The organism is Microvirga vignae (assembly GCF_001017175.1).
In the GTDB taxonomy this organism is placed as follows: Bacteria; Pseudomonadota; Alphaproteobacteria; order Rhizobiales; family Beijerinckiaceae; genus Microvirga; species Microvirga vignae.
In genome coordinates, this window is sequence record NZ_LCYG01000016.1 from 198,879 (window position 1) to 223,404 (window position 24,526).

27 protein-coding genes are annotated in these 24,526 nt (G+C 62.4%); 18 read left to right on the plus strand and 9 right to left on the minus strand.

The genetic code is table 11. The features are described 5' to 3' along the window. Positions 1–40 precede the first annotated feature (40 nt). Both AA309_RS05820 and AA309_RS05825 read left to right on the plus strand, forming a co-directional pair. A complete protein-coding gene (locus tag AA309_RS05820) occupies positions 41–796 on the plus strand; it encodes a HugZ family pyridoxamine 5'-phosphate oxidase (RefSeq protein WP_047188030.1) in 756 nt (251 codons plus the stop codon). Positions 797–899: 103 nt separating this feature from the next. Further along, entirely contained in the window at positions 900–1,805 is a 906-nt protein-coding gene (locus AA309_RS05825; RefSeq protein ID WP_084730917.1) for a YihY/virulence factor BrkB family protein, read from the plus strand. On the opposite strand, the gene AA309_RS35075 is transcribed toward AA309_RS05825, so the two are convergent. After that, on the minus strand, positions 1,806–1,970 hold the full coding sequence (locus tag AA309_RS35075) for a hypothetical protein (RefSeq protein WP_160310409.1): 165 nt from the start codon (positions 1,968–1,970) through the stop codon (positions 1,806–1,808). It abuts the gene before it with no gap. A gap of 342 nt (positions 1,971–2,312) precedes the next feature. Between AA309_RS35075 and AA309_RS05830 the strand changes: the two genes are divergently transcribed. From AA309_RS05830 to AA309_RS31720, 3 genes are all read left to right on the plus strand, one after another. Beyond that, the gene (locus AA309_RS05830) at positions 2,313–2,777 is read left to right on the plus strand and encodes an Hsp20 family protein (RefSeq protein WP_047188208.1); all 465 of its coding nucleotides are present in this window, start codon (positions 2,313–2,315) and stop codon (positions 2,775–2,777) included. 76 nt (positions 2,778–2,853) lie between these two features. Continuing rightward, entirely contained in the window at positions 2,854–3,399 is a 546-nt protein-coding gene (locus AA309_RS05835) for an Hsp20/alpha crystallin family protein (RefSeq protein ID WP_047188031.1), read from the plus strand. Between the two features lie 74 nt (positions 3,400–3,473). Continuing rightward, positions 3,474–3,848: a hypothetical protein gene (locus AA309_RS31720; protein WP_150117403.1), complete on the plus strand. Its 375-nt coding sequence runs from the start codon at positions 3,474–3,476 to the stop codon at positions 3,846–3,848. A gap of 139 nt (positions 3,849–3,987) precedes the next feature. On the opposite strand, the gene AA309_RS05845 is transcribed toward AA309_RS31720, so the two are convergent. Continuing rightward, entirely contained in the window at positions 3,988–4,539 is a 552-nt protein-coding gene (locus AA309_RS05845) for a sigma-70 family RNA polymerase sigma factor (RefSeq protein WP_084730891.1), read from the minus strand. 408 nt (positions 4,540–4,947) lie between these two features. Here AA309_RS05845 and AA309_RS05850 point away from each other — a divergent pair, with 408 nt between their 5' ends. After that, the gene (locus AA309_RS05850) at positions 4,948–5,346 is read left to right on the plus strand and encodes a response regulator (RefSeq protein ID WP_280136879.1); all 399 of its coding nucleotides are present in this window, start codon (positions 4,948–4,950) and stop codon (positions 5,344–5,346) included. 29 nt (positions 5,347–5,375) lie between these two features. On the opposite strand, the gene AA309_RS37180 is transcribed toward AA309_RS05850, so the two are convergent. Then, a complete protein-coding gene (locus AA309_RS37180) occupies positions 5,376–5,510 on the minus strand; it encodes a hypothetical protein (protein WP_280136878.1) in 135 nt (44 codons plus the stop codon). A gap of 163 nt (positions 5,511–5,673) precedes the next feature. On the opposite strand from AA309_RS37180, the gene AA309_RS35755 reads away from it, so the two are divergent. From AA309_RS35755 to AA309_RS05895, 9 genes are all read left to right on the plus strand, one after another. Next, positions 5,674–6,189, plus strand: coding sequence for a hypothetical protein (locus AA309_RS35755; protein WP_047188032.1), 516 nt, complete (start codon positions 5,674–5,676; stop codon positions 6,187–6,189). 118 nt (positions 6,190–6,307) lie between these two features. After that, positions 6,308–6,922, plus strand: a complete 615-nt coding sequence (locus AA309_RS05860) for a ribonuclease D (protein WP_047188033.1) — start codon at positions 6,308–6,310, stop codon at positions 6,920–6,922. A gap of 105 nt (positions 6,923–7,027) precedes the next feature. Continuing rightward, on the plus strand, positions 7,028–7,765 hold the full coding sequence (gene lptC, locus AA309_RS05865; protein ID WP_047188212.1) for an LPS export ABC transporter periplasmic protein LptC: 738 nt from the start codon (positions 7,028–7,030) through the stop codon (positions 7,763–7,765). Further along, the gene (locus AA309_RS05870; protein ID WP_244470270.1) at positions 7,762–8,370 is read left to right on the plus strand and encodes an LptA/OstA family protein; all 609 of its coding nucleotides are present in this window, start codon (positions 7,762–7,764) and stop codon (positions 8,368–8,370) included. Before lptC ends, AA309_RS05870 begins: the two co-directional genes overlap by 4 nt. Before the next feature lie 39 nt (positions 8,371–8,409). Then, positions 8,410–9,264 (plus strand): LPS export ABC transporter ATP-binding protein, encoded by an 855-nt coding sequence (lptB, locus tag AA309_RS05875; protein ID WP_047188034.1) that lies wholly within the window; start codon positions 8,410–8,412, stop codon positions 9,262–9,264. A 194-nt stretch (positions 9,265–9,458) separates the two neighbouring features. Then, entirely contained in the window at positions 9,459–10,886 is a 1,428-nt protein-coding gene (gene rpoN / locus AA309_RS05880; protein ID WP_200901949.1) for an RNA polymerase factor sigma-54, read from the plus strand. A 93-nt stretch (positions 10,887–10,979) separates the two neighbouring features. Beyond that, a complete protein-coding gene (gene hpf, locus AA309_RS05885; protein WP_047188036.1) occupies positions 10,980–11,555 on the plus strand; it encodes a ribosome hibernation-promoting factor, HPF/YfiA family in 576 nt (191 codons plus the stop codon). A gap of 80 nt (positions 11,556–11,635) precedes the next feature. Continuing rightward, entirely contained in the window at positions 11,636–12,094 is a 459-nt protein-coding gene (gene ptsN / locus AA309_RS05890) for a PTS IIA-like nitrogen regulatory protein PtsN (RefSeq protein ID WP_047188037.1), read from the plus strand. A 154-nt stretch (positions 12,095–12,248) separates the two neighbouring features. Beyond that, entirely contained in the window at positions 12,249–14,174 is a 1,926-nt protein-coding gene (locus AA309_RS05895) for a methyl-accepting chemotaxis protein (RefSeq protein WP_047188038.1), read from the plus strand. Between the two features lie 10 nt (positions 14,175–14,184). On the opposite strand, the gene AA309_RS05900 is transcribed toward AA309_RS05895, so the two are convergent. From AA309_RS05900 to AA309_RS05910, 3 genes are all read right to left on the minus strand, one after another. Continuing rightward, positions 14,185–14,913, minus strand: a complete 729-nt coding sequence (locus AA309_RS05900) for an SIMPL domain-containing protein (RefSeq protein ID WP_047188039.1) — start codon at positions 14,911–14,913, stop codon at positions 14,185–14,187. A gap of 91 nt (positions 14,914–15,004) precedes the next feature. Further along, complete coding sequence (locus AA309_RS05905; protein WP_047188040.1) at positions 15,005–16,090, minus strand: polyamine ABC transporter substrate-binding protein; 1,086 nt, start codon at positions 16,088–16,090, stop codon at positions 15,005–15,007. Between the two features lie 276 nt (positions 16,091–16,366). Continuing rightward, positions 16,367–17,521 carry an aminotransferase gene (locus tag AA309_RS05910; RefSeq protein WP_047188041.1) on the minus strand — a complete coding sequence of 385 codons (1,155 nt, stop codon included), beginning with the start codon at positions 17,519–17,521 and terminating at the stop codon, positions 16,367–16,369. A 133-nt stretch (positions 17,522–17,654) separates the two neighbouring features. On the opposite strand from AA309_RS05910, the gene AA309_RS05915 reads away from it, so the two are divergent. From AA309_RS05915 to AA309_RS05925, 3 genes are all read left to right on the plus strand, one after another. Next, a complete protein-coding gene (locus AA309_RS05915) occupies positions 17,655–18,659 on the plus strand; it encodes a FecCD family ABC transporter permease (RefSeq protein ID WP_047188042.1) in 1,005 nt (334 codons plus the stop codon). Further along, on the plus strand, positions 18,656–19,450 hold the full coding sequence (locus tag AA309_RS05920; RefSeq protein WP_047188043.1) for an ABC transporter ATP-binding protein: 795 nt from the start codon (positions 18,656–18,658) through the stop codon (positions 19,448–19,450). Before AA309_RS05915 ends, AA309_RS05920 begins: the two co-directional genes overlap by 4 nt. Before the next feature lie 81 nt (positions 19,451–19,531). Beyond that, on the plus strand, positions 19,532–21,496 hold the full coding sequence (locus tag AA309_RS05925) for a nucleoside-diphosphate sugar epimerase/dehydratase (RefSeq protein WP_047188044.1): 1,965 nt from the start codon (positions 19,532–19,534) through the stop codon (positions 21,494–21,496). Here the strand turns inward: AA309_RS05925 and AA309_RS05930 are convergent. Genes AA309_RS05930 through AA309_RS05940 form a run of 3 tightly spaced genes read right to left on the minus strand, consistent with a single transcriptional unit; the run spans position 21,429 to position 24,461 of the window. Beyond that, positions 21,429–22,370: an NAD-dependent epimerase/dehydratase family protein gene (locus AA309_RS05930; RefSeq protein WP_047188045.1), complete on the minus strand. Its 942-nt coding sequence runs from the start codon at positions 22,368–22,370 to the stop codon at positions 21,429–21,431. The genes AA309_RS05925 and AA309_RS05930 overlap by 68 nt on opposite strands. Then, positions 22,367–23,464 (minus strand): MraY family glycosyltransferase, encoded by a 1,098-nt coding sequence (locus tag AA309_RS05935; RefSeq protein WP_150117404.1) that lies wholly within the window; start codon positions 23,462–23,464, stop codon positions 22,367–22,369. Before AA309_RS05935 ends, AA309_RS05930 begins: the two co-directional genes overlap by 4 nt. Then, complete coding sequence (locus AA309_RS05940; protein WP_047188214.1) at positions 23,454–24,461, minus strand: NAD-dependent epimerase/dehydratase family protein; 1,008 nt, start codon at positions 24,459–24,461, stop codon at positions 23,454–23,456. The genes AA309_RS05935 and AA309_RS05940 overlap by 11 nt, the downstream gene beginning before the upstream one ends. Positions 24,462–24,526: the final 65 nt, after the last annotated feature.

Genomic DNA, 24,526 nt, shown 5'->3' on the forward strand with positions numbered 1-24,526 from the left:
GGTGTAAGACTGACCGCCCGACAAGAAGGGATGTGAGCCTATGGAGAAAGACCCGACTTTACCGGTGGATGACGAGGCGCGGCATCTCGCCAAGAGGTTGATGCGCACCGCCCGCTCGGGGGCGCTGGCGACGAACGGGGCGGAGAACGGCATGCCCTTCGCCAGCCTCGTGGCGGTCGGCACCGACCTTGACGGCGCACCTGTGATCCTCACCTCCCAGCTCTCGATCCACACCCGCCTGCTCGCCGCCGACCCGCGCTGCTCGCTGCTGCTTTCCGCCATCGGCAAGGGTGATCCTCTCGCCCATCCCCGCCTCACCCTGCTCGCTGAAGCCGAGCGGCTCGAGCCCGGCTCGAACAAGGCACAGCAGGTGCGCCGGCGCTACCTGCTGCAGCATCCCAAGGCTGCTCTGTACGTCGACTTTCCCGATTTCGCGTTCTGGCGGCTGAACGTCACCGCCGGCAGCCTCAACGGCGGTTTCGGCCGCGCCTACCGCATGGCTGCTGAGGATCTGCTCACCGACCTCTCCACCTTCACCGGCTTCGCCGAGCAGGAGGCTAGAGCCGTCGAGCACATGAACGAGGACCATGCCGAGGCGGTGGCGCTCTATGCGACGAAGCTGTGCGGGACGCGGGAGGGGGCGTGGCGGCTGATCGGCATCGATCCGGAAGGATTGCAGTTGGCGCTCGGCGATGAACTGCTGCGCCTCACCTTCCCGCAGCCGCTGAAAGGCCCTGAGGAGCTGCGCCTCAGGCTCGTGGAACTCGCCCGGGAAGCACGGAGCAAAGATACCTGAGGCATCTTAGGTCTTGCCATGGACAAGCTCGAATAGCATCAAGGAATCAGGGTCGCGCGAAACCCCTGGCCCGATCTGCCGATCCATCTCACCGTTTGCCTCGATGTCCTTTGCCGTCCTTCCTGCCCGTCTTCGCTCCATCCTCGCGGCCATTGCCGATGCCGGGGCAAGCTTTGCGCGCAACGACGGCTTGGCCATGGCAAGCCATGTGGCTCTCTCTCTCGTCATCGCGCTCTTTCCATTCCTCATCTGCGTGGCGGCTTTGGCGGCCTTTCTCGGCGCAGGGCGCATTTCCACGCACATCGTCCACCTGCTCTTCGATTTCTGGCCCGAAGGCGTAGCGGGTCCGCTGGCGAGCGAGGCCGGCAAGGTTCTCATCCCGAAGCGCAATGTGTTGACGATCTCTGTCGTCATCACGCTGCTCGTTGCAACGAATGGCGTCGAGAGCCTGCGAATTGCGCTCTGCCGCGCCTACGGCGTTGCGCGGTTCCGGCCCTGGTGGCAGGCACGGCTCATTGGCGTCGGCTTCGTGGCGATGGGCGCAGGCGCGCTGGTGGCGGCGTCGGTCCTCGTGGTGCTGTGGCCTGCGATCTGGCGCACGACGGTGTCGTACATGACGGATTTGAAATCGTTACGCCTTACCTACGATCTCGTGCGCTATGCGCTGGCGTCCGTCGTTCTCGTTGTTGGGCTGACGGCCACGCATCTCTGGTTGCCGGACACGCGCCCGAACTCAAGGGACGTTCTTCCCGGCGTCGTGGCGACACTGGTTCTCTGGCTTGCAGGGGCGACGCTCTATGGCGAGTTCCTGGCCAATGTCGCCCACATCAAGTCCACCTATGCAGGGCTTGCCGGAATTCTCACCGCGCTAATCTTCCTGCAGATCTCCTCCGCGATCTTCATCTTCGGCGCCGAACTCAACGCCGCTCTGCGCCGGCGCAGGCAGATGAAAGGCGGGCAGGTATTGCCGGAACTTGGGGCGGAACCTGCTTCCGCGCCCCGGCTCTGATCAGGCGCTGACGCCCTCGTCCCGGTTTCTCTCGCAATCGCGCTTCGGGGTCTGCTGCGGCGGCTGTTGCTGCTGTTGGGCAAGGACGATTTCATCCGATGGCTGCGTCGCATGCGACGGGGCAGAGAGGATCGTCAAAACGGCGAGGGCGATGGCGCGCAGCATGATCTGTCCTTCCTTCTTCGATGCTCATGATGCTAGCGCATCATACGGAAAAGTGGACCCGGTTTTCCGCGCAAAACGATGTGCTCCTCCGGAGAAGGAGCAGCGGACCCAGAAGTGCAAGTCCACTTTTCTCGTCCGCTGCTCCAGCGGTGCAGGAGCAGCGTGGCCGGCCCGTTTCGAGGGCAATCGCGTGATCAAAAAAACGTTTGCCGCGCCCTCTTGAAAATCCAAGAGACCATACCTAACATCATGATCGCCAAGGCCTTTCAGGCTTGGTCGTACGGGCGCCGGGAGGTGTCCGGTGCCCTTATGGTTACGTTGCTCATTATGGAGGATGTAGCTATGAGATCGGCTTTCGACTTTTCTCCCCTCTACCGCTCGACGGTCGGATTCGACCGATTGTTCGATCTGCTCGATCAGTCCTCGCAGATCGACTCCATGACCAACTGGCCGCCCTACAACATCGAGAAGGCGGGCGAGGACCAGTACGTCATCACCATGGCGATTGCCGGCTTCTCGACGGATGAGATCGAGATCACGCAGAAAGAGAACCAGCTTGTCGTTTCGGGCCAGAAGAAGGGTTCGGAGGAAGGCAAGCAATATCTGCATCGCGGCATCGCGACCCGCGCCTTCAAGCAGACCTTCAACCTTGCCGACCACGTGAAGGTCGTTGGTGCTGGCCTCGAGAACGGCCTGCTGACGATCGGCCTGAAGCGCGAGGTGCCCGAGGCCCTGAAACCGCGCCGGATCGAGATCACGACGGCTAGGTCTCAACCGCAGCAGATCGAACACGACAAGGCCGCTTAAGGCCCGAATGATGGAACCGGCGCCGGCTGGGAACCGGCGCCGCACCGTCCCCTGTGCAGACAAGGAGGATTGAGCGATGAACATGCGCGATTTGATCCCCTGGGGTCGTCAAAACCAAACGATCCCGAGCCGCTTCCGCGAGGAGAGCGATCCCTTCATGACCCTTCATCGCGAGATGAACCGGCTCTTCGACGATGTCTTCCGCAATTTCGAGGTCGCCCCATTCGGCTCGCTCGGCGGCATGGGTAGCGGCATGGGTAGCGGCACGGGACGCATCGGCGGCTGGCCGCATGTGGAAGTCATCGAAACCGACAAGGATGTACGCGTCTCGGCCGAACTGCCGGGCATGGAGGACAAGGATGTCGAGGTGCTGATGGGCGACGGCGTCCTTACTATCCGCGGCGAGAAGAAATCCGAGATCGAGGACAAGGACCGCGCCTTCAGCGAGCGCTATTACGGCCGCTTCGAGCGCCGCATCCCGCTCGCCTGGGACGTGGAGGAAGACAAGATCGACGCTTCCTTCAGAAATGGCGTGCTCACCGTCACGATGCCCAAATCGGCCGAAGCCAAGCCGAACGTGAAGCGCATCGCCGTCAACAGTGCGGAAACCACCAAGCACTAAATCTCAAACCACGTCACATGGCAGGGCGCCCGGTTCTCCGGGCGCTCACTTCCTTCGCGGAAGAAGGAGATCCGATGAATCAGACGATTGCTCGTGATGTCGATCATATCCAACACAACACGCACTCCCCGTCGGCCACTTCCTCCTGTTTTTCCATTCCATCGCTTGCGGATGCCCTGGCCGATCCGCGAAGCGCGTTCCAGCATCCGGCCGAGGTCGTCACGCATCCCTTGCTCTCGCGGCGAGAGAAGCGCACGATCCTGATTTCCTGGGCACGGGACGAGATCATGCTCGAGCGTGTGGCCAACGGAATCTTGCCCGAGCTGAAACCAAAGTCGCAGATCGATGCGGTGATTGCCGCTCTTCGGCGAATCGATCCCCAGGCTGCTGCCGAATATCGTTCTGCTGTCGCCTCGATCCGGGCGTGCAGGCCGCCTTGTCGTGGCTAAAGCATCGGACCCAAAAGTGGAATCCACTTTTGGGATCCATCCGATGCTCTCTTCCTCAGGAAGCGCATCGTGCGGAAAACCGGATCCACTTTTCGCTGACGCGGCTCTTCGGGTCCGCACGATGCTCTAGCGTTTCGCCTTAAGCCGATGTGTGCATGAAGAGAGCGGCCTTGACGAGACGGTCGGGGCCGAGATCGTCGTGGGCATCGAAGTTCATCAGTTCGGCCAAGCGACGACGCGCACGATTGATGCGGCTCTTGATGGTGCCGATATTGGTGCCGCAGATCCGTGCAGCATCCTCGTAGGTCAGACCCTCTGCGGTCACGAGAAGGAGCGCCTCGCGCTGGTCGAGAGGAAGCTGGCCGAGCGCCTTCAGCATGTCATCGAAATCGAGCCGCGATCCCTGCTCGGGCAGCACGGCCACGCGCTCGGCCCAGGTACCTTCAGGATCTTCGACCTCGCGCTTGCCGCGGCGAGCTTGGGTGAGAAAGTCGTTGCGCAGGATGGTGAAGAGCCAGGCCTGCATACTCGTGCCGGGCTGAAATTTGTCGAGGTTGCTAAGGCCCTTCAGAAGAGCGCCCTGGACCAGGTCGTCGGCGCGGTCTACATTGCCACAAAGAGAGATGGCAAAGGCGCGCAGATGAGGGATGGCGGTCAGCATCTGCTCTTTCAAGGCTGTTTCAGCCGCCATTTGCATCCCTTCCGAATCCTGAACTCAAGAGCAGACGTCTCTTGGCCGGCCGGTGCATTAACCTATGTGAAGCTGGACCGCTTTCCCAGCGGAATTGCGGATTAGGAATTTGTGTCCAGGAATCCGGTCCGGCAAGGCCCAAATGAACAATAGTAATAAAATTTCCCTCGTGTCTAACGTGGGATGCTGACCTTACGAGAGTAAGGGTCACCAAAAACTTAAATTCCCCCTTAAAGCCCAGATTTACATGAGTGAATGAGATGTGGGCCGCGTTGAAGCACATTTTATTTTGTGAATAGACGAAATGATTCGCTTTTCCTTGAACGGACCTCTTCCATTCCCTCGATACAGGCCCTTCGTCCAAAGCAACGTGACACGAAAGCAGATTCGATGCCTCAAACGCGCTGCATGATTGTCGAAGACCAAGCTTTGATCGGGATGTCGCTTGAGGCCTCTCTTGAAGAGGCTGGGTTTGCGGTGGAGGGCCCCTTCATGAGCAATGCGCAAGCCTTGAGTTGGCTTGAAAGCGATGCGCCTGACATTGCGCTGCTCGATGTCATGATCAGGGATGGCACATCCGTGGAGATCGCCCGCGAGCTGAAGAGCCGGGGCATCCCATTCGTGATCTATTCCGGGCTGCCCCCGAAGAAGGGTGGCCCTCCCGAGCTGCAGAATGTGCCGTGGCTCGAGAAACCGATCAGCCGCGAAACCCTCGCAGCCGTCCTTGAGGATCTCGTGACGAAACCGCATGGCCCAGCGATACAGGAACGTGAAAACCGGTCTGGCCAACAGCCGAAAAGCCTCTGAAGAACATTGCGAAGCCTTAAGGTGGACGGTCAGCCTTCTAGGAAGATGATCCCTCGCCCCCTAGAGGCTTTCATGCCCGCGATCCTCGCGTTCTCGTTGTTCTGCACCGGCTCGTGGCCGCGCTGATCCTCGTTCTCGCGGGTCTCCATATTTCTGATTTCCATTTGACACCACTCGTCCTTCACGACGAAACGCTGCGCCGCATGAGCCCGCCTGCCCGCTGGAGACTCGTCGCCAAAAGACCTCTTGCTTCACCGACTTAAGACAAAACGGGAACATCGGGATACATTCTGCCGTTGTCCCGCAAAGCGTGTCGTGGAGGATGCCATGCGTGCATCGTTCAAAACCCTACTGGCTGCGGCCTTGATTTTTGGCGGTGCCGCAGCGATCCAGCCGAGCACGGTCTCGGCGCAGACAGGCGAGCGTGACTATTACTTTTCAAATCCTCGCTACCGTGCTGCTCCCTATTACGGTAATCGCTACTACCGGAGCCGCTATTACGGTAATCGCTATTACGGTGGTTATCGCCGCGCTTATTACGGCCCTCGCTACGGCTACCGTCGCGCTGCCTATTACCCTCGCCGGTATGGCTATTACGGTCCCCGCTACGGTTATTATCGGTATCCCTATCGCCCTTACTATCGTCGCGGTTATGGCGGCGGCGCTGTCGTGGCAGGTCTTGTCGGAGGTCTGACCCTCGGCGCCCTGGCAAATCCCTACTACGGGTATGGGCCTGGCTATTACAGGCCTGCCTATTACGGGCCCCGATGCGCGATCGAGCGCAGGCGCGTGGTCAACCGCTACGGTCGTTATGTCTGGCGGCGGGTTGAGGTCTGCTACTGAGGCGCACCATCCATCATCGGAAAAGCCCCGCTTCCCGGCGGGGCTTTTCTTGATCGTTGAAGCCCGTTCCGAGACGGGTTAAGCCAAGATGACGTCTTATTCAGGTGGCTTTTCTTCCATGACAGCGCGCTTTCATCGCGGCGATCTCCCCGCGGATTATCAGCCCGGCTCCGCGATTGCGATCGATACCGAGACCCTCGGCCTCAATCCGCACCGGGACCGCCTCTGCGTGGTGCAGATCTCGAAGGGCGACGGCACGGCCGATGTGGTGCAGATCCTGAAGGACGGCCCCCTGCCGGGAAACCTGATCCGCGTTCTTGCCGACGAGAGCGTGCTCAAGATCTTTCACTATGCCCGGTTCGACCTCGCCGTGCTCTTCCATGCCTTCGCCGTGATGCCGAGACCCGTCTACTGCACCAAGGTGGCCTCACGACTGGTGCGCACCTATACGGATCGGCATGGTCTCAAGGATCTCGTGCGGGAATTCATCGGGGTGGAGATTTCCAAGCAGCAGCAATCCTCCGACTGGGGTGCGGAGACGCTGACCCCGGCCCAGCTCGATTATGCAGCCTCGGACGTTCTGTACCTGCATGCCCTGAAGGAAAAGCTGGACCTGAGGCTGGAGCGGGAAAACCGCCTCGGCATTGCCCATCAATGCTTTTCGTTCCTGCCGACCCGGGCGCAGCTCGACCTTCTCGGCTGGCCCGAGACCGACATTTTTGCGCATAGTTGACGCAGGCTTAAACTTTCCCGCATAAAACCCATCTCCGTCATAACATCGCCATCACCGATAGGCATGGCGCCAGACCGCAGTGAGACAGAAGGGATTGGATTGAGCGTGGCGGGACTTCAGGGCACCACGATACAGGGTGGCCCGGCATCAAAGCCGGTTGCGCGCACGCGCGCCTTCAACAAAGCCCGGCGCCATTCCCGCTGGGTGCGTTTTGCCAAGATCGCAATTCCCCTAGGATCCGTCCTGTCGATGGGAGTCGTTGGCTTCTTCGCCTATTTTGAGCCCTTCAAGAAGATCGAGAACCTGAGCTTCGGCTCCATCGGGGTCAATGGCACCAACGTGACCATGGAAGCCCCGAAGCTCACAGGCTTCAAGAACGACAACCGGCCTTATGAGGTGACGGCCAGCGCCGCTACGCAGGATGTGCGCAAGCCGAATTTCGTGGAGCTGAAGGACCTAAGGGCCCGCGTCGTGACGGACGACAAAGGCAGCGCCGCCAGGCTTGAGGCTAATGTCGGCGTGCTGGATACCCAGAAGGAGCAGATGAACCTGCACCAGAACGTCCGTGTCAGGACCGATGCGGGCCAGGAAGTCCAGATGCGGTCCGCCTTCGTGGACTTCAAGGCCGGCTTGGTGACGACCAGCGAGCCTGTCACCGTGATCCTCGGCGGCAATGGTCAGATCGAGGCTCAAGGCCTCAGGGTCATCGACAACGGCAAGGTCATGAGCTTCAAGGGGCGTGTGCGCACCACCTTCATGCCTGCGGCCGACTCTGACCCGTCCACCTCTGTTTCTTCTCCTGATGCCGCCAAAGCGGCCCAACCGACAAGTGTTCGTCCATGATGAGTTTCGCACGTCACGCGCTCGCTCTCACGCTTCTCCTTCCCGCAGCGGCATCCGCTGCCTGGGCTCAAACCTCGAAGGAGCGGGCGGTCGGCTTCGGCAATTTCGGATCCAGCAAGGAGCCGATCAAGATCGACGCCAACAAGCTCGACGTGTTCGACAAGGAAGGGCGCGCGGTCTTTTCCGGCGATGTGGTGGCCGTCCAGGGCGAGAGCACCATGAAGTGCACGGCCATGACCGTGTTTTACGAGCAGCGGAACCGTGAAGGCGGTGCACCGCCCGCCGCCACGACAGCACAAGGGCCTAGCGAGAGCGCAATCAAGAAGATCGAGTGCAAGGGCCCGGTGACCATCGTTTCCAAGACGCAGGTGGCCACCGGCGACAATGCCACCTTCGACCGGGGCGCCAACAGGATCCTGCTCACCGGCAACGCCGCCCTGAGCGACGGCCCCAACGTGACCCGGGGCGAGCGCGTGGTCTATGACATCAATACGGGTGTGGCGAGCATCGACACCAAGCCCGGCGGCCGCGTGCGGGCGCTGTTCGTGCCCGGCAATGGCGCACCGGCTCCGACGGGCGCCGGCAATGCCAAGCCCAAGCAGTAAGTTCATGGGCTTAGCCAGCCTTCTCTTTCCTTTTCGGCGATGGATTCCGTGAAGTCTTTTTTCAACCGCCCCCAATCCGCCCTGGCGGACACGACGACCTTAGGCCGCCATTCGGCGGGGCCTGCGCCGCATGTGTTCGGCCGCGTGGACGATACGAGCGTCTTCGGCGGCCCTGGCATTCTCGCCGTGAAGGGGCTGCAGAAGAGCTACCGTGGCCGCACGGTGGTGCAGGATGCGGGCCTGAATGTGCGCGCTGGCGAAGCGGTCGGTCTTCTCGGTCCTAACGGCGCGGGCAAGACCACGATCTTCTACATGATCACGGGTCTCGTCTCGGCGGATCGCGGCGTCATCAGTCTGGACGGCCACGATGTGACGGGCCTGCCCATGTACCGCCGTGCGCGCCTCGGCATCGGCTACCTGCCGCAGGAGGCCTCGATCTTCCGTGGCCTGAGCGTGGAGGACAATATCCGTGCCGTGCTCGAAATCGTGGAGCCGAGCCGCAAGGAGCGAGAGCGCAAGCTCGACGCGCTGCTCGACGAGTTCAACATCACGCGCCTGCGCAAGGCACCCTCCATCGCGCTTTCGGGCGGTGAACGTCGTCGCTGCGAAATCGCCCGCGCGCTTGCGGGTGAACCCACCTTCATGCTCCTCGACGAGCCCTTCGCGGGCATCGACCCCATCGCGGTGGGCGATATTCAGAACCTCGTGCGGCACCTCACCCGCCGCGGCCTCGGCGTGCTCATTACCGACCACAACGTGCGCGAGACGCTGGGCCTCATCGACCGCGCCTATATCATCCATTCCGGACGTGTGCTCACAGAAGGCGCGCCGGACGAAATCGTTGCCAACGAGGACGTGCGCCGTCTCTATCTCGGCGAGGACTTCCGCCTCTAGGCATCGTGCGGAACTGGAGGGCCGCGTCAGCGAAAAGGGGGCCCGGTTTTCCGCTCCAACCGATGCGCGACAATAAAAAGAGCATCAAACGAAAGGCAGATGGCAGGACGATCTGCCTTTTGACGTCATGGGAGACATCGCAGTAAAAGAATCGGGCATGCAAGAAGCGTGCCTGAAATGCGTTGGGTGCCGTGATGAGTTCGATGCAACGGCTTGAGCTGCGCCAGGGCCAGTCCCTGACGATGACTCCCCAGCTCGTTCAATCCATCAAGTTGCTGCAGCTCTCCCATGCGGAACTCGTCGCTTATGTGGAGGCGGAGCTCGAGCGCAATCCGCTCCTGCAGGAAGCGGAGGCGCATGGGGATGCGCCGCCTCCGAGCCTCGCCGATTTCCTGCGCGCCAAGCAGAGATATGCCGACGCCGGTGGCCGAATGATCCCCGGCCCGCCGCCGGCGCGGGGGGAAGCCGTTGTCGGAGCTTCGCCTCAAGCTTCGGCTTCCGCTCATTCCGAGCTGGAACCCGAGCTCGAGGCAACGCTCGCCGGTGCGCAGAGCCTGACGGATTACCTTGAAGCGCAGCTCGACCTCGCCTCCGCTGATTCCACCTTACGGGAGATCGGCCGTCATCTGATTCATAACCTGGACGAGGCCGGCTACCTCACCGAGGCTGTTCAGGATGTGGCTGATCGGCTTGAGGTCTCTCTGCAGCAGGCTGAAGATGCGCTGAAACTGATCCAGGCCCTCGAACCCTCGGGGATCGGCGCGCGAAACTTGACGGAATGCCTTGAAATCCAGCTGCGAGAGCGGGACCGGCTCGATCCGGCCATGCAGATTCTGCTCTCGCGCCTGGACCTTGTGGCGAAACAGGACTTCGCAGCGCTCCAGAAACTCTGTGGTGTCGATCGCGACGACCTCGTCGATATGCTCGCCGAGATCCGCCGCCTGGAGCCGAAGCCCGGCCTTGCTTTCACGGCCGCACCCATCGACGTGCTCGTGCCCGACGTGCTCGTCCGCCCGGCCGCCGATGGCAGCTTCATCGTGGAGCTCAACCCCGATACCCTGCCGCGCGTCCTGCTCAACCGCACTTATTATGCGGAAGTGGCGAAGGCCGTGCGCAAGACCGAGGACAAGAGCTTTCTCTCCGACTGCCTGCAGACGGCAAGCTGGCTGACCCGCAGCCTCGACCAGAGGGCCAAGACCATTCTGACGGTGGCGACCGAGATCGTGCGCCAGCAGGAGGGCTTCTTTCGGAAGGGCATCGCGGCTTTGCGGCCCATGACCCTGAAAAGCGTGGCCGAGGCCATTGGGATGCACGAATCCACGATCTCGCGCGTCGTCGCCAACAAGGCCATCGGAGCGGGTGGTGTCACGCATCCCATGAAGTTCTTCCTGAACGCGGCGACAGGCGAGGGGGAGCATGCGGCCAAGGCCGTCCGCCACCGCATCCGGCAGCTGATCGCAGCCGAGACTCCGGACAAGGTGCTCTCGGATCAGGCACTTGCACACGTCTTGAAAGCTGAGGGGATCGATGTCGCCCGCCGGACCATCGCCAAATACCGGGAAGCCTTGCGCATCCCCTCGTCGGCGGAGCGCCGGAGGCGGCATCGTTTTGGAAGATCATGACATCCAGCAATGGCGCTTGCTTTGCCCTAGGTTAAGATCATGATGGCTTCAAGCCAGTCCCATTAAAATGGGCACATTCAAAGGGAGATCGCCATGACGCTGAGGGTTTCGGGCAAGAATCTCGATATCGGTGAAGCCCTTCGATCCCAGGTTCAGGCGCGTGTGGCGGACGCTATGTCGAAATATTTCGATGGCGGCTATTCCGGCCATGTGACGGTGGCCCGCGACGGCGCCGGCTTTCGTACCGATTGCGTGCTCCATCTGACCTCGGGCATGACTATCGAGGCTTCGGGTGCGGCCCAGGATGCCTATTCCAGCTTCGACCAGTCTGCGATTCGGATCGAAAAGCGCCTGCGCCGCTACAAGCAGCGGCTGAAGGAGCACGCCAATCCCGGCAATGAGCGTGAAAGCGGCCTGGAAGTACCCTATTCGGTGCTCGAATCGCCGACCGACGAGGCTGTCGAGGAGGGGGGCTATCATCCTGTCGTTATTGCGGAAACCACGAAACCGCTTCATCGCTTATCCGTCAGCGACGCGGTGATGCAGCTCGATCTGACGGGAATGGCCGCTCTCGTGTTCATCCACGCTAGCACCGGCCGCGTGAACGTCGTATACCGCCGCGGCGATGGGGCGATCGGTTGGGTCGACCCGCCGCCCGCTCAGCCTTGATGGGATTACCCCTCTTGGCCTGATTTTTGCCTGGAACGGTGCGAGGCCATAAGGCTTCTCATCCTAATGCAGCGTGATCGATGCCCTTGCTGGATTTTCTAGACCCTCAGGCCGTTCTGCCCGCCCTGCGCGTGAGCGGCAAAAAGCAGGCTCTCCAGGAGTTGGCCTTCCATGCGGCCAGGCTCACGAGCTTACCCGAGAACGCCATCTATGAGGCCCTTCTCCAGCGCGAGCGTCTCGGCTCGACCGGAATCGGAGAAGGAATCGCCATTCCTCATGGCAAGCTGCCGGGCCTTACCCGCATTTTCGGTCTGGTGGCGCGGCTCGAGAAGCCGATCGATTTCGAGGCACTCGACGGCCAGCAGGTCGATGTGTTGTTCCTGCTCCTCGCGCCCGAGGGAGCGGGAGCGGACCACCTGAAGGCCCTCGCCCGGGTGGCGCGGGTGCTACGCGAGCCCGGTCTCATCGAGCGGGTCCGCGCCACGAAGGATGCGGCTGCGCTCTACGCGATCATGACCGAGCTGCCGAAGGCAGCCTGATCCTCTATCGTCAGGCATTCATTCCGCGACGCCAACTTCACGCAAGCAAGCCTCGCTAGCGTGCCTCCAATAATGGGGGAGAATCGGGACAATGTCTCTTGTTGGCTTGCGTTGGCCGTCTGTCAGGATACGTGTGGCGGCCCTGAGCGGGGTCATGGTGGTTGGATTCGCGGTGATCGGCGCCGTGTTTCAAACGGGCCGGAGCGAAGTGGAAGCGGCTCTTGAGACGCAGCAGACTTACTTTGCCCTGGCCGAGAAGGCCTATCAGTTCCGCGGCCGGGCCGATGCTTTGAAAGCCGTGGCCCTGGAATGGACGGCAACCCGTCAGGGCCATCACGGACAAGCCTTTTTCGACCAGCACAAGGCTCTTGCTGCCCAGCTCGATGAGATGAGCTCCGCTCCAGGAGCCATCCTGATCGAGGCGGAGGTGAAGGAGCTCAGAGGTCGCTCGGCGACCATCATCGAGCAGGGCACCGTCCTCGACAAGCTCTACACAGGCATTGGCTACAAGGCGGACGAAGGGGCACTGGGAAGTCTCCTGTCCGCAGAAGAGAACCTTGAGAAACTGGTCAGGCCGCTCGCTGGAAATGGTGAGGCGGCCTCCTTGCGTTTGTGGGCAGCGACCCTGGGCCTGTTCAGGCAGGAGGCCCGCGCCCGTCTCGTGATGGATGAGAGCCTGCTCGGCGCCTTCGAGGTCGATCAGGGCCGCTTCACCCGCGCCCTGGCGCAGCTTCCCGAGGAGATCGCCGCCGAGAAAGCGTCCATCCAGGAAGCCGGCGACGCCTATCAGAAGGCCTTCAGTTCCTGGGCGGAGCTGGAGCAGCAGGTTGCAGGCCAGGGCGAGCGCCTGAAAGGTCAGTTCGACCTGCTCGTGCCCGTGCTCGACCAGCTCCTGGCCAAGGTCCACACCGAAGCACAGAGGACCGCTGAGGCCCTCACGGCGTCGCAGCAGCGCACTTTCACCCTGATTCTCTGGGCCATGGGCATCACGCTGCTGCTGGGTCTGGCCCTGAACTTCCTCGTCGGCAGATCCATCTCCTTGCCTCTCTCCCACCTGCAGCAGGCCATGAAGCGCTTGGCCGATGGTGACGCAAGCGTCGAGGTTCCCTCGACGCTTGCGTCCGACGAGATCGGCGCCATGGCGCGCACGGTTCTGGTCTTCCGCGACAATGCCCGCGAGCGCGAGCGGCTGACGCAGGAGCGCGAAGGGCAGGCTGCCTTCGAGGCGCAGCGCGCCCAGACCATTGCCGAGGCGATTGCCAGCTTCGATGCCTCCGTGGAGCAGATCCTCGGCGAGGTCCGCCGCGCTACCGGCGATCTCACGGCCGCTTCCGGAGAACTGGAGGGGTCGGCCAATCAGGTCACTCAACAGGCACAGGTCGCCGGCACTGCCTCGTCGCGCACGTCGCAGAACATGGCGGCCGTGGCGAGCGCGGCGGAAGAGCTCGATGCGTCGTTGGCCGAAGTGGCTGCTCAGACGAATGCTTCAACCCGAGCTTCTGAGCGCGCCGTGGCGGAGGCACGCGGCGCTTCCGGCAGCATGACGGTTCTGGCGGAGGCGACCTCCCATATCGGACAGGTGGCCGATCTCATCCGCACCATCGCGTCCCAGACCAACCTGCTGGCGCTCAACGCCACCATCGAGGCGGCGCGCGCCGGCGAGGCCGGCAAGGGCTTTGCGGTCGTCGCATCTGAGGTGAAGGATCTGGCGGGCCAGACATCCAAGGCGACGGAGGAGATCGCACGGCAGATCGAGGCGGTGCAGGCCGCCTCCCGCGAGACGCTCGTGGCGCTCGGCTCCGTGCAGGCCTCCGTCGACGATCTCGCAGGCGTGGTCTCCGCGGTTGCAGGCACCGTGAGCCAGCAGACGGTGGCGGTCTCCGACATCGCCCGCTCGGTCGCTCAGGTCTCGACGGAAGCGCAGGCTGGAGCCTCGGCCATCGAGACTACCGAGACGGTCGCCGTCCGCTCTCTCGATGCGGCCCGCGCCGTGGCGAATCTCTCGGCTGCGCTGGACGGCCAAGCCGAGCGCCTCGGCCGTGAGATCCATCAGTTCCTCGCCAGCGTCAGGGCTGCCTGACGCTGACCCATCAAGGCTTCGGGGCGATTTCCCAGACGAGCTGCACGTTGGCGGTGTAGCGGATCGTGGCCGGGGGCACGAGCGGGATGGCGTCGGCGCCCTTCGCCATGGCGGCCCGCATCCGCATCATCTCAGGCTGCGGTTCGACAGGTTGGGCGGAACCGTCCCGGATCTCCAAGACGCGGCCCAGCTCAACGCCTGCGGCGGCGGCATAGACGTCCGCCTGACGCTTGGCATCGCGAACGGCTGCTTCGCGGGCCTTGTCTCCGCCTTCCTCTTGCCGGTCGAGCCCGAAGGAGACGGATTGGAAGGTCATGTCGTCGCTGGCGAGGATCTCGCCCGCGAGCTGGCCGACCCCATCGATGTCGCGTGTTTTGATTCGCAGCTGGTGATTGGCGGAAAACTTGGGCTGCTTGATCTCCCGGCCGTCGGGGCCGATCTGCTGCGGCGTCTGGAAGACCTGGAAATTTGCCGTCTGGATATCTTCCTTCTTGATCCCGATGCCTTGGATGCGGGCAAGCACACGCTCCGTTCCTGCGCGATTGGCGTTCGTCGCCTGCGCCACCGTATCGCCCTTGGTCTCCACGCTGAAGAAGATGGTGGCGAAATCCGGCTTCAGCTCGGCTTCGCCGGTCCCCATCACGCTGATGGCCGGCTGGCGTGGAGCGGGGACTTGGGCGAGAGCCGGGGAGACAAGGCCGAGGGCAAGGCTAAGAGCCGCTGCAAGGGCGAGGCGCATTGCTGAAAAGTCCTTCCGAAAACAAAAGCTCCACCCGAAGGCGGAGCTTGATGGGCGCAACAATCATTCAGGACGAATCCTGAGCGGGCGATTAACGGCCCGTCTTTACCCGGGTCCACAGGCGGGTGACGGTGCGCTGCGAGCGCTCGTCATAAGCTGTGTTGGTGAAGAGGCGCTTCATGGTGGCCTCATCCGGATAGATGCCGGGGTCGTTGAGGATCGCCGGATCGATATGCTGCTTGGCGGCGAGGTTGCCCGAGGCATAGGACACGTAGTTCGTGTTCATGGCGGCGATTTCGGGCTTCAGCATGAAGTTGATGAACTCATGCGCCTCGGCCACGTTCTTGGCATCCGCCGGGATCACGAAGCTGTCGAACCACATCAGTGCGCCCTCGCGCGGGATCACATAGGCGATCTCCACATTGTTCTTGGCTTCCTCGGCGCGCTTCTTGGCCTGGATCATGTCGCCCGAATAGCCCACCGCCACGCAGATATCGCCGTTGGCGAGCGCATTGATGTACTCGGAGGAATGGAACTTCTGAATATTGCCGCGGATGCGGAAGAGTGCGTCCCCTGCCTTGGTCAGATCCTCGTTGCGCTTGGAATCGGGGTTGAGGCCCAGGTAAGCCATCACACCGGGGAAGAGATCTTCAGGGCTGTCCAGCATGTAGATGCCGCAGGCCTTCAGCTTCGAGGCGATCTCCGGCTTCATTACGAGATCCCAGGTGTTGAGTGGCACGTCGCCCAGGATCTCCTTCACCTTCTTCACGTTGAGGCCGATGCCGGTGGTGCCCCACATGTAGTTCACGGCATATTGGTTGCCCGGATCGAACACGGCGAGGCGCTGCGTCACGTCCGGCCACTGGTTCGACAGGTTCGTAAGCTTCGACTTGTCGAGTTTCTGGAACACCTTGGCGCCGATCAGGCGCTGCACGAACGGACCTGAGGGCACCACGATATCGTAGCCGGACTTGCCGGCGAGAAGCTTCGTCTCGACGATCTCGTTGTTGTCGTAGGTGTCGTAGACCACCTTGATGCCAGTCTGTTTCGTGAACTCGTCCAGCGCCTTCGGGTCCACGTAATCGGACCAGTTATAGACATTGACCACACGCTCTTGAGCGGCGGCGCCGGTCACAAGCCCCAAGGTGAGGGCAACGGAGGCGAGAAGGCGGAACATTGAGGGCGGAACTCCTGAAAAAGAGAAAAGCCTTGGTCGGCTAGAGCATCGGACCCAAAAGTGGAGGCCACTTTTGGGATTCAATCCGATGCTTTCTTCTATAGCGAGCGCATCGTTCGAGCGGAAAACCGGATCCGGTTTTCCGCTCGATGTGCTAGGCGTTTAATTGAAGTCCGAATGATCCGCCCGTCAAGGCTGCTTTGGATCCATCCCTGCCGTTAGCCTGATCAGGCCTCCGTCCAAGGCAGCTTCCGGAACGGGCCGTTCTTGATGCGCTCAGGCCGCCCGCTTCACCACGTCGGCCAGCCGCTCCAGGCCTGCGTCGAGGGTGGAATCCTTCTTGGCGAAGCAGAAGCGCACCACGTTCTTCACCGCCCCTTCCGCGTAGAAGGCGGAGACCGGAATGGCGGCGACACCATGCTCCATGACGAGGCGGCGGCAGAAGGCGACATCGTCGGTCTCGCCCAGAGGCGTGATGTCGATGTTGAGGAAGTAGGTGCCCTGGCTCGGGATCACGTTGAAGCCGAGCGTCCTCAAACCTTCCGTGAAGCGGTCGCGGCTGCGGGTGAAGTTTTTCCGCATGTCCTCGAAATAGCTGTCGTCCTTGGCCAGGCCGTAGGCCACGGCGACCTGCAGGTTCGGGGCAGTGGTGAAGGTGAGGAACTGGTGGGATTTCGCCAGCACCTTCATGATGTGCGGGGCGGCAGCCACGAAGCCCACCTTCCAGCCCGTGAGGCTGAAAATCTTTCCCGCCGAGCCGATCTTCACCGAGCGGTCGCGCATGCCCTCCAATCCCAGCACCGGCTGATGCTTGCGGCCGTCGAACACCACGTGCTCCCACACCTCGTCCGAGATCGCGATCGCATCGAACTTGCGGCAGAATTCCGCGAGCAGGCCTAGATCCTCGTTCGAGAACACGGTCGCCGTGGGATTGAGCGGGTTGTTGAACACCACGGCCTTGGTCTTCGGCGAGAAGGCCTTCGACAGAGCTTCTTCCGTCAGCCGGAAATGGGGGGGCTGGAGCGTGACGAATTTCGGAATGCCGCCGGCAAGCCGCACGAGGGGCAGATAGGCGTCATACATGGGCTCGAACAGCACCACCTCGTCGCCCGGCTCCACGATGCCGAGGATCGCGCCGGCGAGCGCCTCCGTCGCGCCGGAGGTCACCATCACTTCGGTGTTCGCATCGAGATCGAGGCCCTGCCAGTGCTTGTAGTGGGCGGCAATCGCGGAGCGCAGCTCCGGAATGCCCATCATCGAGGGATACTGATTGTAGCCATTGAGCACCGCATCCGCCGCCGCGCGCCGCACGTCCTCCGGCCCCGGATCGTCCGGGAAGCCCTGGCCGAGATTGATGGCGCCGGTCTCCCGGGCAAGGCTCGACATGACCTCGAAGACGGTGGTGGGCAGGTTGGCGAACAAACGATTCATGCCGGCTCCTCAAGCAATGCGCGATGACGTGGATGCGTTCGTACCACGGAAGAACGCCAGGGTTGAACCCGTAACATAGGGTGACACCTGACGATGCTGTTGCTATCGCGGATGCGTCAACACCGATTCCTTCATGCGCTCGTCCCGGCTGCCTCTCATCTTCGGCCTCATCCTCCTCGTCGGAGCCTTGAGCCTCGCCTCCCTCGTCATCGGGCCTGCCCCGATTACGCCCTTCAAGGCGTTGACGGCGCTCGTCTCGGATCAGGGCAGTACGAGCATCGTCGTGCGCGACATCCGCTTGCCCAGGACGCTGCTCGCTCTCCTGATCGGCTGGATCTTCGGTCTCACGGGAGCGGGCCTTCAAGGATTGTTGCGCAATCCGCTCGCCGACACGGCGGTGTTCGGCGCGCCGCAGGCGGCCGCCTTCGGCGCGGTGCTGGTGCTCTATTCCGGCCTCGTGGGCGCGCTCTCCTGGGCGCTGCCCTTTGCGGCGATCCTCGGGGCGCTTCTCTCCGTCGCGCTCGTGGTGACGGTGGCCGGGCGCAGGGCCACCGTGGTGGTTCTCGTTCTATCAGGGCTCGCCGTCGGAAGTCTTGCGGGGGCAGGCACTTCGCTGGCCATCAGCCTCTCGCCCAATCCCTTCGCCGTCACCGAGATCGTGTTCTGGTTGCTGGGCTCCTTCGAGGATCGCTCGATCATCCATGTCTGGCTCGCAGCGCCGTTTATCCTTGCGGCCTCCGTCCTTGTCCTGTCCTCCTCGACAGGCTTGCGGGCGCTGGCTCTCGGCGAGGAGACCGCACGGAGCCTCGGCGTCGACGTGATGCGCCTGCGGCTTCTGCTGGTGGCAGGGGCTGCCATCGGCACCGGAGCTTCAGTGGCGGTCGTGGGTTCGATCGGTTTCGTCGGCCTCGTCGCACCTCATCTGGTGCGTCCCTTCGCAGGCTACGATCCCGCCCGGACCCTCGTTCCCTCAGGCTTGGCGGGGGCGGCCTTGCTGCTCGCCGCCGACTGCGCGGTGCGCCTCATCCCGTCCCAGACGGAGATCAAGGTCGGCGTGCTCACCGCCATTCTCGGCGTGCCGTTCTTTCTCTGGGTCATCGCCCGTCGCAAGGCCGAGCTCGCGGAGATGCCCGTATGACCGAGCTTCGCGCCCGTTCGCTCGCTGTCGATCTTGGCCAACGCCATGCGCTCTCACGTGTCGATCTCACGCTGCCCTCAGGTCGTCTCACCGTGATCGTGGGGCCCAACGGCGCGGGCAAGACCACGCTGATGCGCACCCTGGCCGGGTTGCTCGAACCGACCGCGGGGCAGGTGACACTCGATGGGCAGCCGGTTTCACGCATGAGCGCCGGAGAGCGGTCGCGCTGCATCGCCTATCTGCCACAGGGCGGGAACGTCGCCTGGCCCCTGCCTGTGGCCGATGTCATCGCGCTCGGCCGTCTTCCTCATGGCGAAAAGCCCGACAGCCTGTCATTGAAGGGCCAGGAGGCGGTAGCCGCTGCAATTCACGCGGCCGACCTCGAAGGCTTCGAGAATCGGCCGGCCACGGAACTATCGGGCGGCGAACGTGCCCGTGTGCTTCTAGCCCGCGCTCTCGCGACGCAGGCCCGGGTTCTCCTCGCCGACGAACCCGTCGCCGCGCTCGATCCGCGCCATCAGCTCATCGTTCTCGATGTCCTCAAAGAGCAGGCCAGAGCCGGCACGACGGTTGCGGCCATCATGCACGATCTGACCTTGGCGGCACGCTTCGCAGATGAGATCATCCTGCTGAATCAAGGAATTGTTGCCGCCTCCGGTCCGCCCGAAGCGGTTTTGACGGAGGAGCTGCTTGCCGCCAATTTCGGGATCCAGGCGCATGTCTCGCACGACGGAGGACATCTCGTCGTGGTGGCGGACCGCCCGCTGGCGGAACCCGGGCAGGGAGGCTGAAGACCGTGAAACAGGTGATATTATTACATTGACAAAGGGGTGAGCCGGACCGATACCCCCGGTTTAACGTTTGGCAAGGCAATGAATCGGCAGGAATTTAAGAAAGCTCTTATTATCGTGCATGATCTCGTGATGACGGGTGTGGCCGTCCCCGCGACCTTTATCGTGCGCTTTGAGGGACCACTTCTCCAGGAACGCTTGGTCCATCTGCCGATCTTTTTGCCACCTTTCATCGTCTTCGCAGGCGTCGTTTACTGGATTTTCCACCTCTACCGCTCCAAATGGCGCTTCGCTTCCCTGCCCGATCTGTTCAACATTTTCCGGGCCTCGACCGTCCTGGCGCTGGCACTCCTGATCACCGACTATATTGTGCTCTCGCCGCAGTTCTTCGGCTCGTTCTTCTTCGGCAAGATCACGATCGCCCTCTACTGGCTGATCCAGATGTTTCTGCTGGGCGGCCCGCGCTTGGCCTTCCGCTATTTCAAATATGCCCGCTCGCGCCACACCCTCGGCCGCGACTCGAACACGCCGATCCTGCTTCTGGGGCGCGGCACCGATATCGAGGTGATCCTGCGCGCCATCGAGACGGGCACGGTCAAGAAAATGCGCCCGCAGGGCATCCTGTCCTACCGTGTCGATGATCTCGGGCAGTCGATACGCGGCGTGCCGGTGCTGGGCACCTTCACCGATCTCGATCAGGTGGTGCAGGATTTCCATGAGCGGGGTGAATCGATCCGCCGCCTCGTGGCGACGCCGAGCGCGCTCGTGCCTGAGGCCAATCCGGACATGCTGCTCGCCCGGGCTCGTCGCCTCGGCCTGCCGCTGGTCCGCGTGACCAGTCTCGGTGAAGGCATGCGTGATGCGGAGCTGGCACCGCTTGAGATCGAGGATCTTCTCTTACGCCCCACGGTGCAGATCGACCGGCAGCGGCTTGAAAACTTCATTCGCGGCAAGCGTGTTCTCGTGACCGGCGGCGGCGGCTCTATCGGCTCGGAAATCTGCACGCGCGTCGTGGCTTTCGGCGCGAGCGATCTGATGATCCTGGAGAGCTCCGAGCCGTCCCTGCACCACATCCTGGAAAATCCCACTCTTCTCTCCAGCGACACCAATGTCGACGGGGTCATCGCCGACGTGCGCGACCGTACGCGGGTGCAGGAGGTGATGAACGATTTCCGTCCCGACGTGGTCTTCCACGCTGCCGCTCTCAAGCACGTTCCCTATCTCGAGCGGAACTGGGCCGAAGGCATCAAGACCAACGTGTTCGGTTCCGTGAACGTGGCCGACGCGGCGGTTGAGGCTGGCGTCTCGGAGATCGTGATGATCTCGACCGACAAGGCTATCGATCCCGTCTCGATGCTGGGCGCGACCAAGCGGTTCGCCGAGATGTACGGCCAGGCACTCGATGCCGAGTTCATGGGCGGCAATGGTGCGACACGCATCATCGCTGTGCGTTTCGGCAACGTGCTGGGTTCCGTCGGTTCCGTCGTGCCGAAGTTCAAGACGCAGATTGCCCGCGGCGGACCGATCACCGTCACGCATCCCGACATGGTGCGCTATTTCATGACGACGCGCGAGGCGGCCGATCTCGTGCTCACCTCTGCCTCTCATGCGGGCGAGGACCGCATCCGCATGCAGAGTTCGAACAGCGACGAGCGCGCCTCCGTCTACGTGCTGAAGATGGGCCAGCCCGTGCGCATCTATGAGCTTGCCGAGCGCATGATCCGCCTCGCCGGCTATGAGCCTGGCGAGGATATCGAGATCTCCGTGACCGGCACGCGTCCCGGCGAGCGCCTGCACGAAATCCTGTTTGCCCGTGAAGAGCCCCGCACCGAGATCGGCATCGACGGCGTCATGGCCGCCAAGCCCATTTTCGCGGATCGTGCCAAAGTCGATCAGTGGCTGAAAACGCTGGCCAAGGCCGTTGTCGCTGGAGACCGCGCGGCGGCGGAGCGGGTGTTCGAGGAGGCGATTCCCGAATTCAAGCGTCGGCAGCAGACGCCGCAGCCTGCCGTGCCAGCTCAGCAAGTCCGTCTGGCGTCTCGGTAACAGGCTGCCAGCCGAGGCTTCTCAAGGCTTCCGGGCTCGCCACCAGCGAGCCTGAGAGACGCTCATAGGCTTCTCCCTTCCCCATCAGCGCAGCAGCAGCGCCCAGCGCGAAGGACGGAACGGGAATAAGCCCTGGACCGCGTCCAAAACCCTTGCGAAGAGCCGTGATGATCTCAGGCACCGTCACCGGTTCCGGATCCGCCGCGATGAAGGGCCGCCTCAAAGGTCCTTGCGCTTTCAGAAGCGTGTCGAGGGCAGCCGTGAGATTGTCGAGGGAGAGCAGCGAGCGCTTTCCCTTCAGGCCGCCGAGCGGCAGCGGCCAGGGAGAATGGGCGATCTTCAGGAGCGCCGCCATGTTGCCCTTCACGCCCGGCCCGTAAACGAGAACCGGGCGAAGCGCCGCCCAGTCGATGTCGAGCTCCCTCAGGCCCTTTTCCGCCGCGAGCTTCGAGCGTCCGTAAGCATCGGTGGGTTTCGGCTCCATCTCTTCGGTGAGAATGCCTTCCGCCACCGGTCCGCTCTGCGCGCGGATTGAGGAGAGAAATACGAAGCGCTTCACGCCGGCGCGCTCGGCGGCGTGAGCGAGCTTGATCGTGGCTTCCGTGTTGATGGTACGATAATCATTCTCCGGCTGGCCCGACATGGCATGGGCGAGACCCGCCGAATGGATCACCATGTCCACATCGCGCAAGGCCGCCGCCATGTTCTGCGGAGAGGCGATGTCCCCGATGACGGCGCTCGATGCACCCTCCGGCACATCTGAGGGACGGCGCAGCAGCACGCGGATCCGGTAACCGCGCTTCGGCAACTCGGTGAGGAGATGGCGGCCGATGAATCCCGTTGAGCCGGTGAGCGCAATCAAGGGTGCATTCATCGGGAAACCTCCACAGATGCCGTCACGCGGGGATGGGAAAAGCGCCAGAGAACTAGGCTGACGAGAAGAAGTCCTGCAGCCAAGGCTGCAACCTGCACAACGCTTGAGGGCCAAACAAGTGTCATGGCCGCAAGGGCAGCAAGTGCGAGATTGAGCATGAAGACATGCGTCACGACCGCCATCACGGAGAAGCCGTTGCCGGTGGCGCGCTGATAGAAATGGCTGCGATGCGCCTCCCATACCCGCTCGCGCTTTGCGAGGCGGCGGAAGAGGGTAATCGTGGCGTCCATCAGGTAGTAGAGCGGCAGGAGGATTGCGGCTGCAAACGTTCCGTTGTGGGCCAATATCAGAAGCAGCCATCCGACCATCAGGCCGATCGGCAATGAACCGACATCGCCCAGGAAGAGCCGAGCCACGGGCTTATTGAAAACCGCAAATCCCAGAAGCGCGCCGTACAATGCGCTCGCAAGCAAGGGCCCGACGCCGAGCGTGAAGATGGCGAAGGGGTCGGACGTATGAATTCCAAGGAAGGTGAGAAAGGCAGTGATCGGCACCATTTCGGCAACCGTCATCCAGTCGAGCCCGTCCATGAAGTTGACGAGGTTGACGAACCAGACACCTCCGATGATCAGAAATGAGGTTTCGAGCCAGTACGGCACCACGTCCGGTAAGAAACGAACGTCTTTGGCCGTGATGACCAGGAACACGGCAAAAAACTGCAGGACAAGTCGTGGAATCGCGGGGAGCGGACGAATGTCGTCACAGGCCCCGACGACGGCCAGAAGGACAGCCGCGCCTAAAACGATGATGACGGGATCTCGCATCACATAGAAGGAGAGCAGGCCACGCAGTCCCTTCTCCGGGCAGGCGCAGACCGGCGCCCATGGCGAGAAGATCGCGCCTGCAACAATCACGATCAACACCGCCGCCATAATGGCGATGCCGCCGCCCTGCGGTGTCGGGATCTTGTGGCTCGAACGCGCGTTGGGCCGCGCCAGCGCATAGCGGATCAGGAGAGGCCGCAGCAGGACGATCAGGACGCAGGTGAGCAACGCCGATACAGGAATGGCGAGAAGGTAGTGATCAGCAAGCATGATAATCTTTGTACCAGTCGACGAAGTGCTTCACGCCGTCTTCCAGCGATGTTGAAGGCGCAAAGCCGACATCCCGGCGCAGATCCGTCACGTCCGCCCGCGTCTCCAGAACATCACCCGGCGGCAGCGGCACATCCGCGCGCGTGGCTTGTTTGCCCAATGCATTCTCGATGAGGGAGATCAGGTGATTCACCTCTTCCGGCGAGTCGTTGCCGATATTGTAGACCCGGTGCGGGGCCGCGCTTGTGGCCGGGTCCGGATGCTCCGCATTCCAATCCGGGTCACCCGCGGGTGCCTTCTCCACCAGCCGCACGATGCCTTCCACGATGTCGTCGACATAGGTGAAGTCGCGCCAGACCTTGCCGGCATTGGCCACCTCGATCTCGCGGCCTTGGGCAATGGCATGGGTGAACTTGTAGACCGCCATATCCGGCCGGCCCCACGGGCCGTAGACGGTGAAGAAGCGCAGGCCCGTGCAGGGCAGGCCGAAGAGAGAGGCATAGGAATGCGCCATCATCTCGTTGGCCTTCTTGGTGGCGGCATAGAGGCTGATCGGATGCTCGGTGACGTCATGTTCGGAGAACGGCAGCTTGCGGTTGGCGCCGTAGACCGAACTCGACGAGGCATAGACGAGGTGCTGGATCTCTGCGTGGCGGCAAGCCTCCAGCATGTTCATGAAGCCCATGAGGTTGGACGAGGCATAGGGCTGTGGATCGACAAAACGCACGCCGGGCTGGGCGGCGAGATGGATGACGCGCTCGAAGCGGTGGCGCCCGAAGAGATCGCGCGTGACTTCCGGGTCGGAGAGATCGATGCGCTCGGCGACAAAGCCATTGCGGGACGTGAGCCTGCCGAAACGGGCCTCTTTGAGGGCGATATCGTAATAGGGAGTAAAGCTGTCGACGCCCACCACCTGATGGCCCAGACCCAGCAGCCGCTCGGACACATGATAGCCAATGAAACCGGCCGCTCCGGTCACGAGAATGGGTGAGGACATCGAAAAAGCCCGCTTGAACATCTCTACTGGAGCATCGACCTATCGGCGAACCGGTTTTCGACTTC

What these genes read in the sequence shown, in the direction of transcription:
- AA309_RS05820 (WP_047188030.1), top strand. Translation starts at nt 41, where the DNA reads ATGGAGAAAGACCCGACTTTACCGGTGGATGACGAGGCGCGGCATCTC.
- AA309_RS05825 (WP_084730917.1), top strand. Translation starts at nt 900, where the DNA reads ATGTCCTTTGCCGTCCTTCCTGCCCGTCTTCGCTCCATCCTCGCGGCC.
- AA309_RS35075 (WP_160310409.1), bottom strand. Translation starts at nt 1,970, where the DNA reads ATGCTGCGCGCCATCGCCCTCGCCGTTTTGACGATCCTCTCTGCCCCG.
- AA309_RS05830 (WP_047188208.1), top strand. Translation starts at nt 2,313, where the DNA reads ATGAGATCGGCTTTCGACTTTTCTCCCCTCTACCGCTCGACGGTCGGA.
- AA309_RS05835 (WP_047188031.1), top strand. Translation starts at nt 2,854, where the DNA reads ATGAACATGCGCGATTTGATCCCCTGGGGTCGTCAAAACCAAACGATC.
- AA309_RS31720 (WP_150117403.1), top strand. Translation starts at nt 3,474, where the DNA reads ATGAATCAGACGATTGCTCGTGATGTCGATCATATCCAACACAACACG.
- AA309_RS05845 (WP_084730891.1), bottom strand. Translation starts at nt 4,539, where the DNA reads ATGGCGGCTGAAACAGCCTTGAAAGAGCAGATGCTGACCGCCATCCCT.
- AA309_RS05850 (WP_280136879.1), top strand. Translation starts at nt 4,948, where the DNA reads ATGATTGTCGAAGACCAAGCTTTGATCGGGATGTCGCTTGAGGCCTCT.
- AA309_RS37180 (WP_280136878.1), bottom strand. Translation starts at nt 5,510, where the DNA reads ATGGAAATCAGAAATATGGAGACCCGCGAGAACGAGGATCAGCGCGGC.
- AA309_RS35755 (WP_047188032.1), top strand. Translation starts at nt 5,674, where the DNA reads ATGCGTGCATCGTTCAAAACCCTACTGGCTGCGGCCTTGATTTTTGGC.
- AA309_RS05860 (WP_047188033.1), top strand. Translation starts at nt 6,308, where the DNA reads ATGACAGCGCGCTTTCATCGCGGCGATCTCCCCGCGGATTATCAGCCC.
- AA309_RS05870 (WP_244470270.1), top strand. Translation starts at nt 7,762, where the DNA reads ATGATGAGTTTCGCACGTCACGCGCTCGCTCTCACGCTTCTCCTTCCC.
- lptB (WP_047188034.1), top strand. Translation starts at nt 8,410, where the DNA reads ATGGATTCCGTGAAGTCTTTTTTCAACCGCCCCCAATCCGCCCTGGCG.
- rpoN (WP_200901949.1), top strand. Translation starts at nt 9,459, where the DNA reads ATGAGTTCGATGCAACGGCTTGAGCTGCGCCAGGGCCAGTCCCTGACG.
- hpf (WP_047188036.1), top strand. Translation starts at nt 10,980, where the DNA reads ATGACGCTGAGGGTTTCGGGCAAGAATCTCGATATCGGTGAAGCCCTT.
- ptsN (WP_047188037.1), top strand. Translation starts at nt 11,636, where the DNA reads ATGCCCTTGCTGGATTTTCTAGACCCTCAGGCCGTTCTGCCCGCCCTG.
- AA309_RS05895 (WP_047188038.1), top strand. Translation starts at nt 12,249, where the DNA reads ATGGTGGTTGGATTCGCGGTGATCGGCGCCGTGTTTCAAACGGGCCGG.
- AA309_RS05900 (WP_047188039.1), bottom strand. Translation starts at nt 14,913, where the DNA reads ATGCGCCTCGCCCTTGCAGCGGCTCTTAGCCTTGCCCTCGGCCTTGTC.
- AA309_RS05905 (WP_047188040.1), bottom strand. Translation starts at nt 16,090, where the DNA reads ATGTTCCGCCTTCTCGCCTCCGTTGCCCTCACCTTGGGGCTTGTGACC.
- AA309_RS05910 (WP_047188041.1), bottom strand. Translation starts at nt 17,521, where the DNA reads ATGAATCGTTTGTTCGCCAACCTGCCCACCACCGTCTTCGAGGTCATG.
- AA309_RS05915 (WP_047188042.1), top strand. Translation starts at nt 17,655, where the DNA reads ATGCGCTCGTCCCGGCTGCCTCTCATCTTCGGCCTCATCCTCCTCGTC.
- AA309_RS05920 (WP_047188043.1), top strand. Translation starts at nt 18,656, where the DNA reads ATGACCGAGCTTCGCGCCCGTTCGCTCGCTGTCGATCTTGGCCAACGC.
- AA309_RS05925 (WP_047188044.1), top strand. Translation starts at nt 19,532, where the DNA reads ATGAATCGGCAGGAATTTAAGAAAGCTCTTATTATCGTGCATGATCTC.
- AA309_RS05930 (WP_047188045.1), bottom strand. Translation starts at nt 22,370, where the DNA reads ATGAATGCACCCTTGATTGCGCTCACCGGCTCAACGGGATTCATCGGC.
- AA309_RS05935 (WP_150117404.1), bottom strand. Translation starts at nt 23,464, where the DNA reads ATGCTTGCTGATCACTACCTTCTCGCCATTCCTGTATCGGCGTTGCTC.
- AA309_RS05940 (WP_047188214.1), bottom strand. Translation starts at nt 24,461, where the DNA reads ATGTCCTCACCCATTCTCGTGACCGGAGCGGCCGGTTTCATTGGCTAT.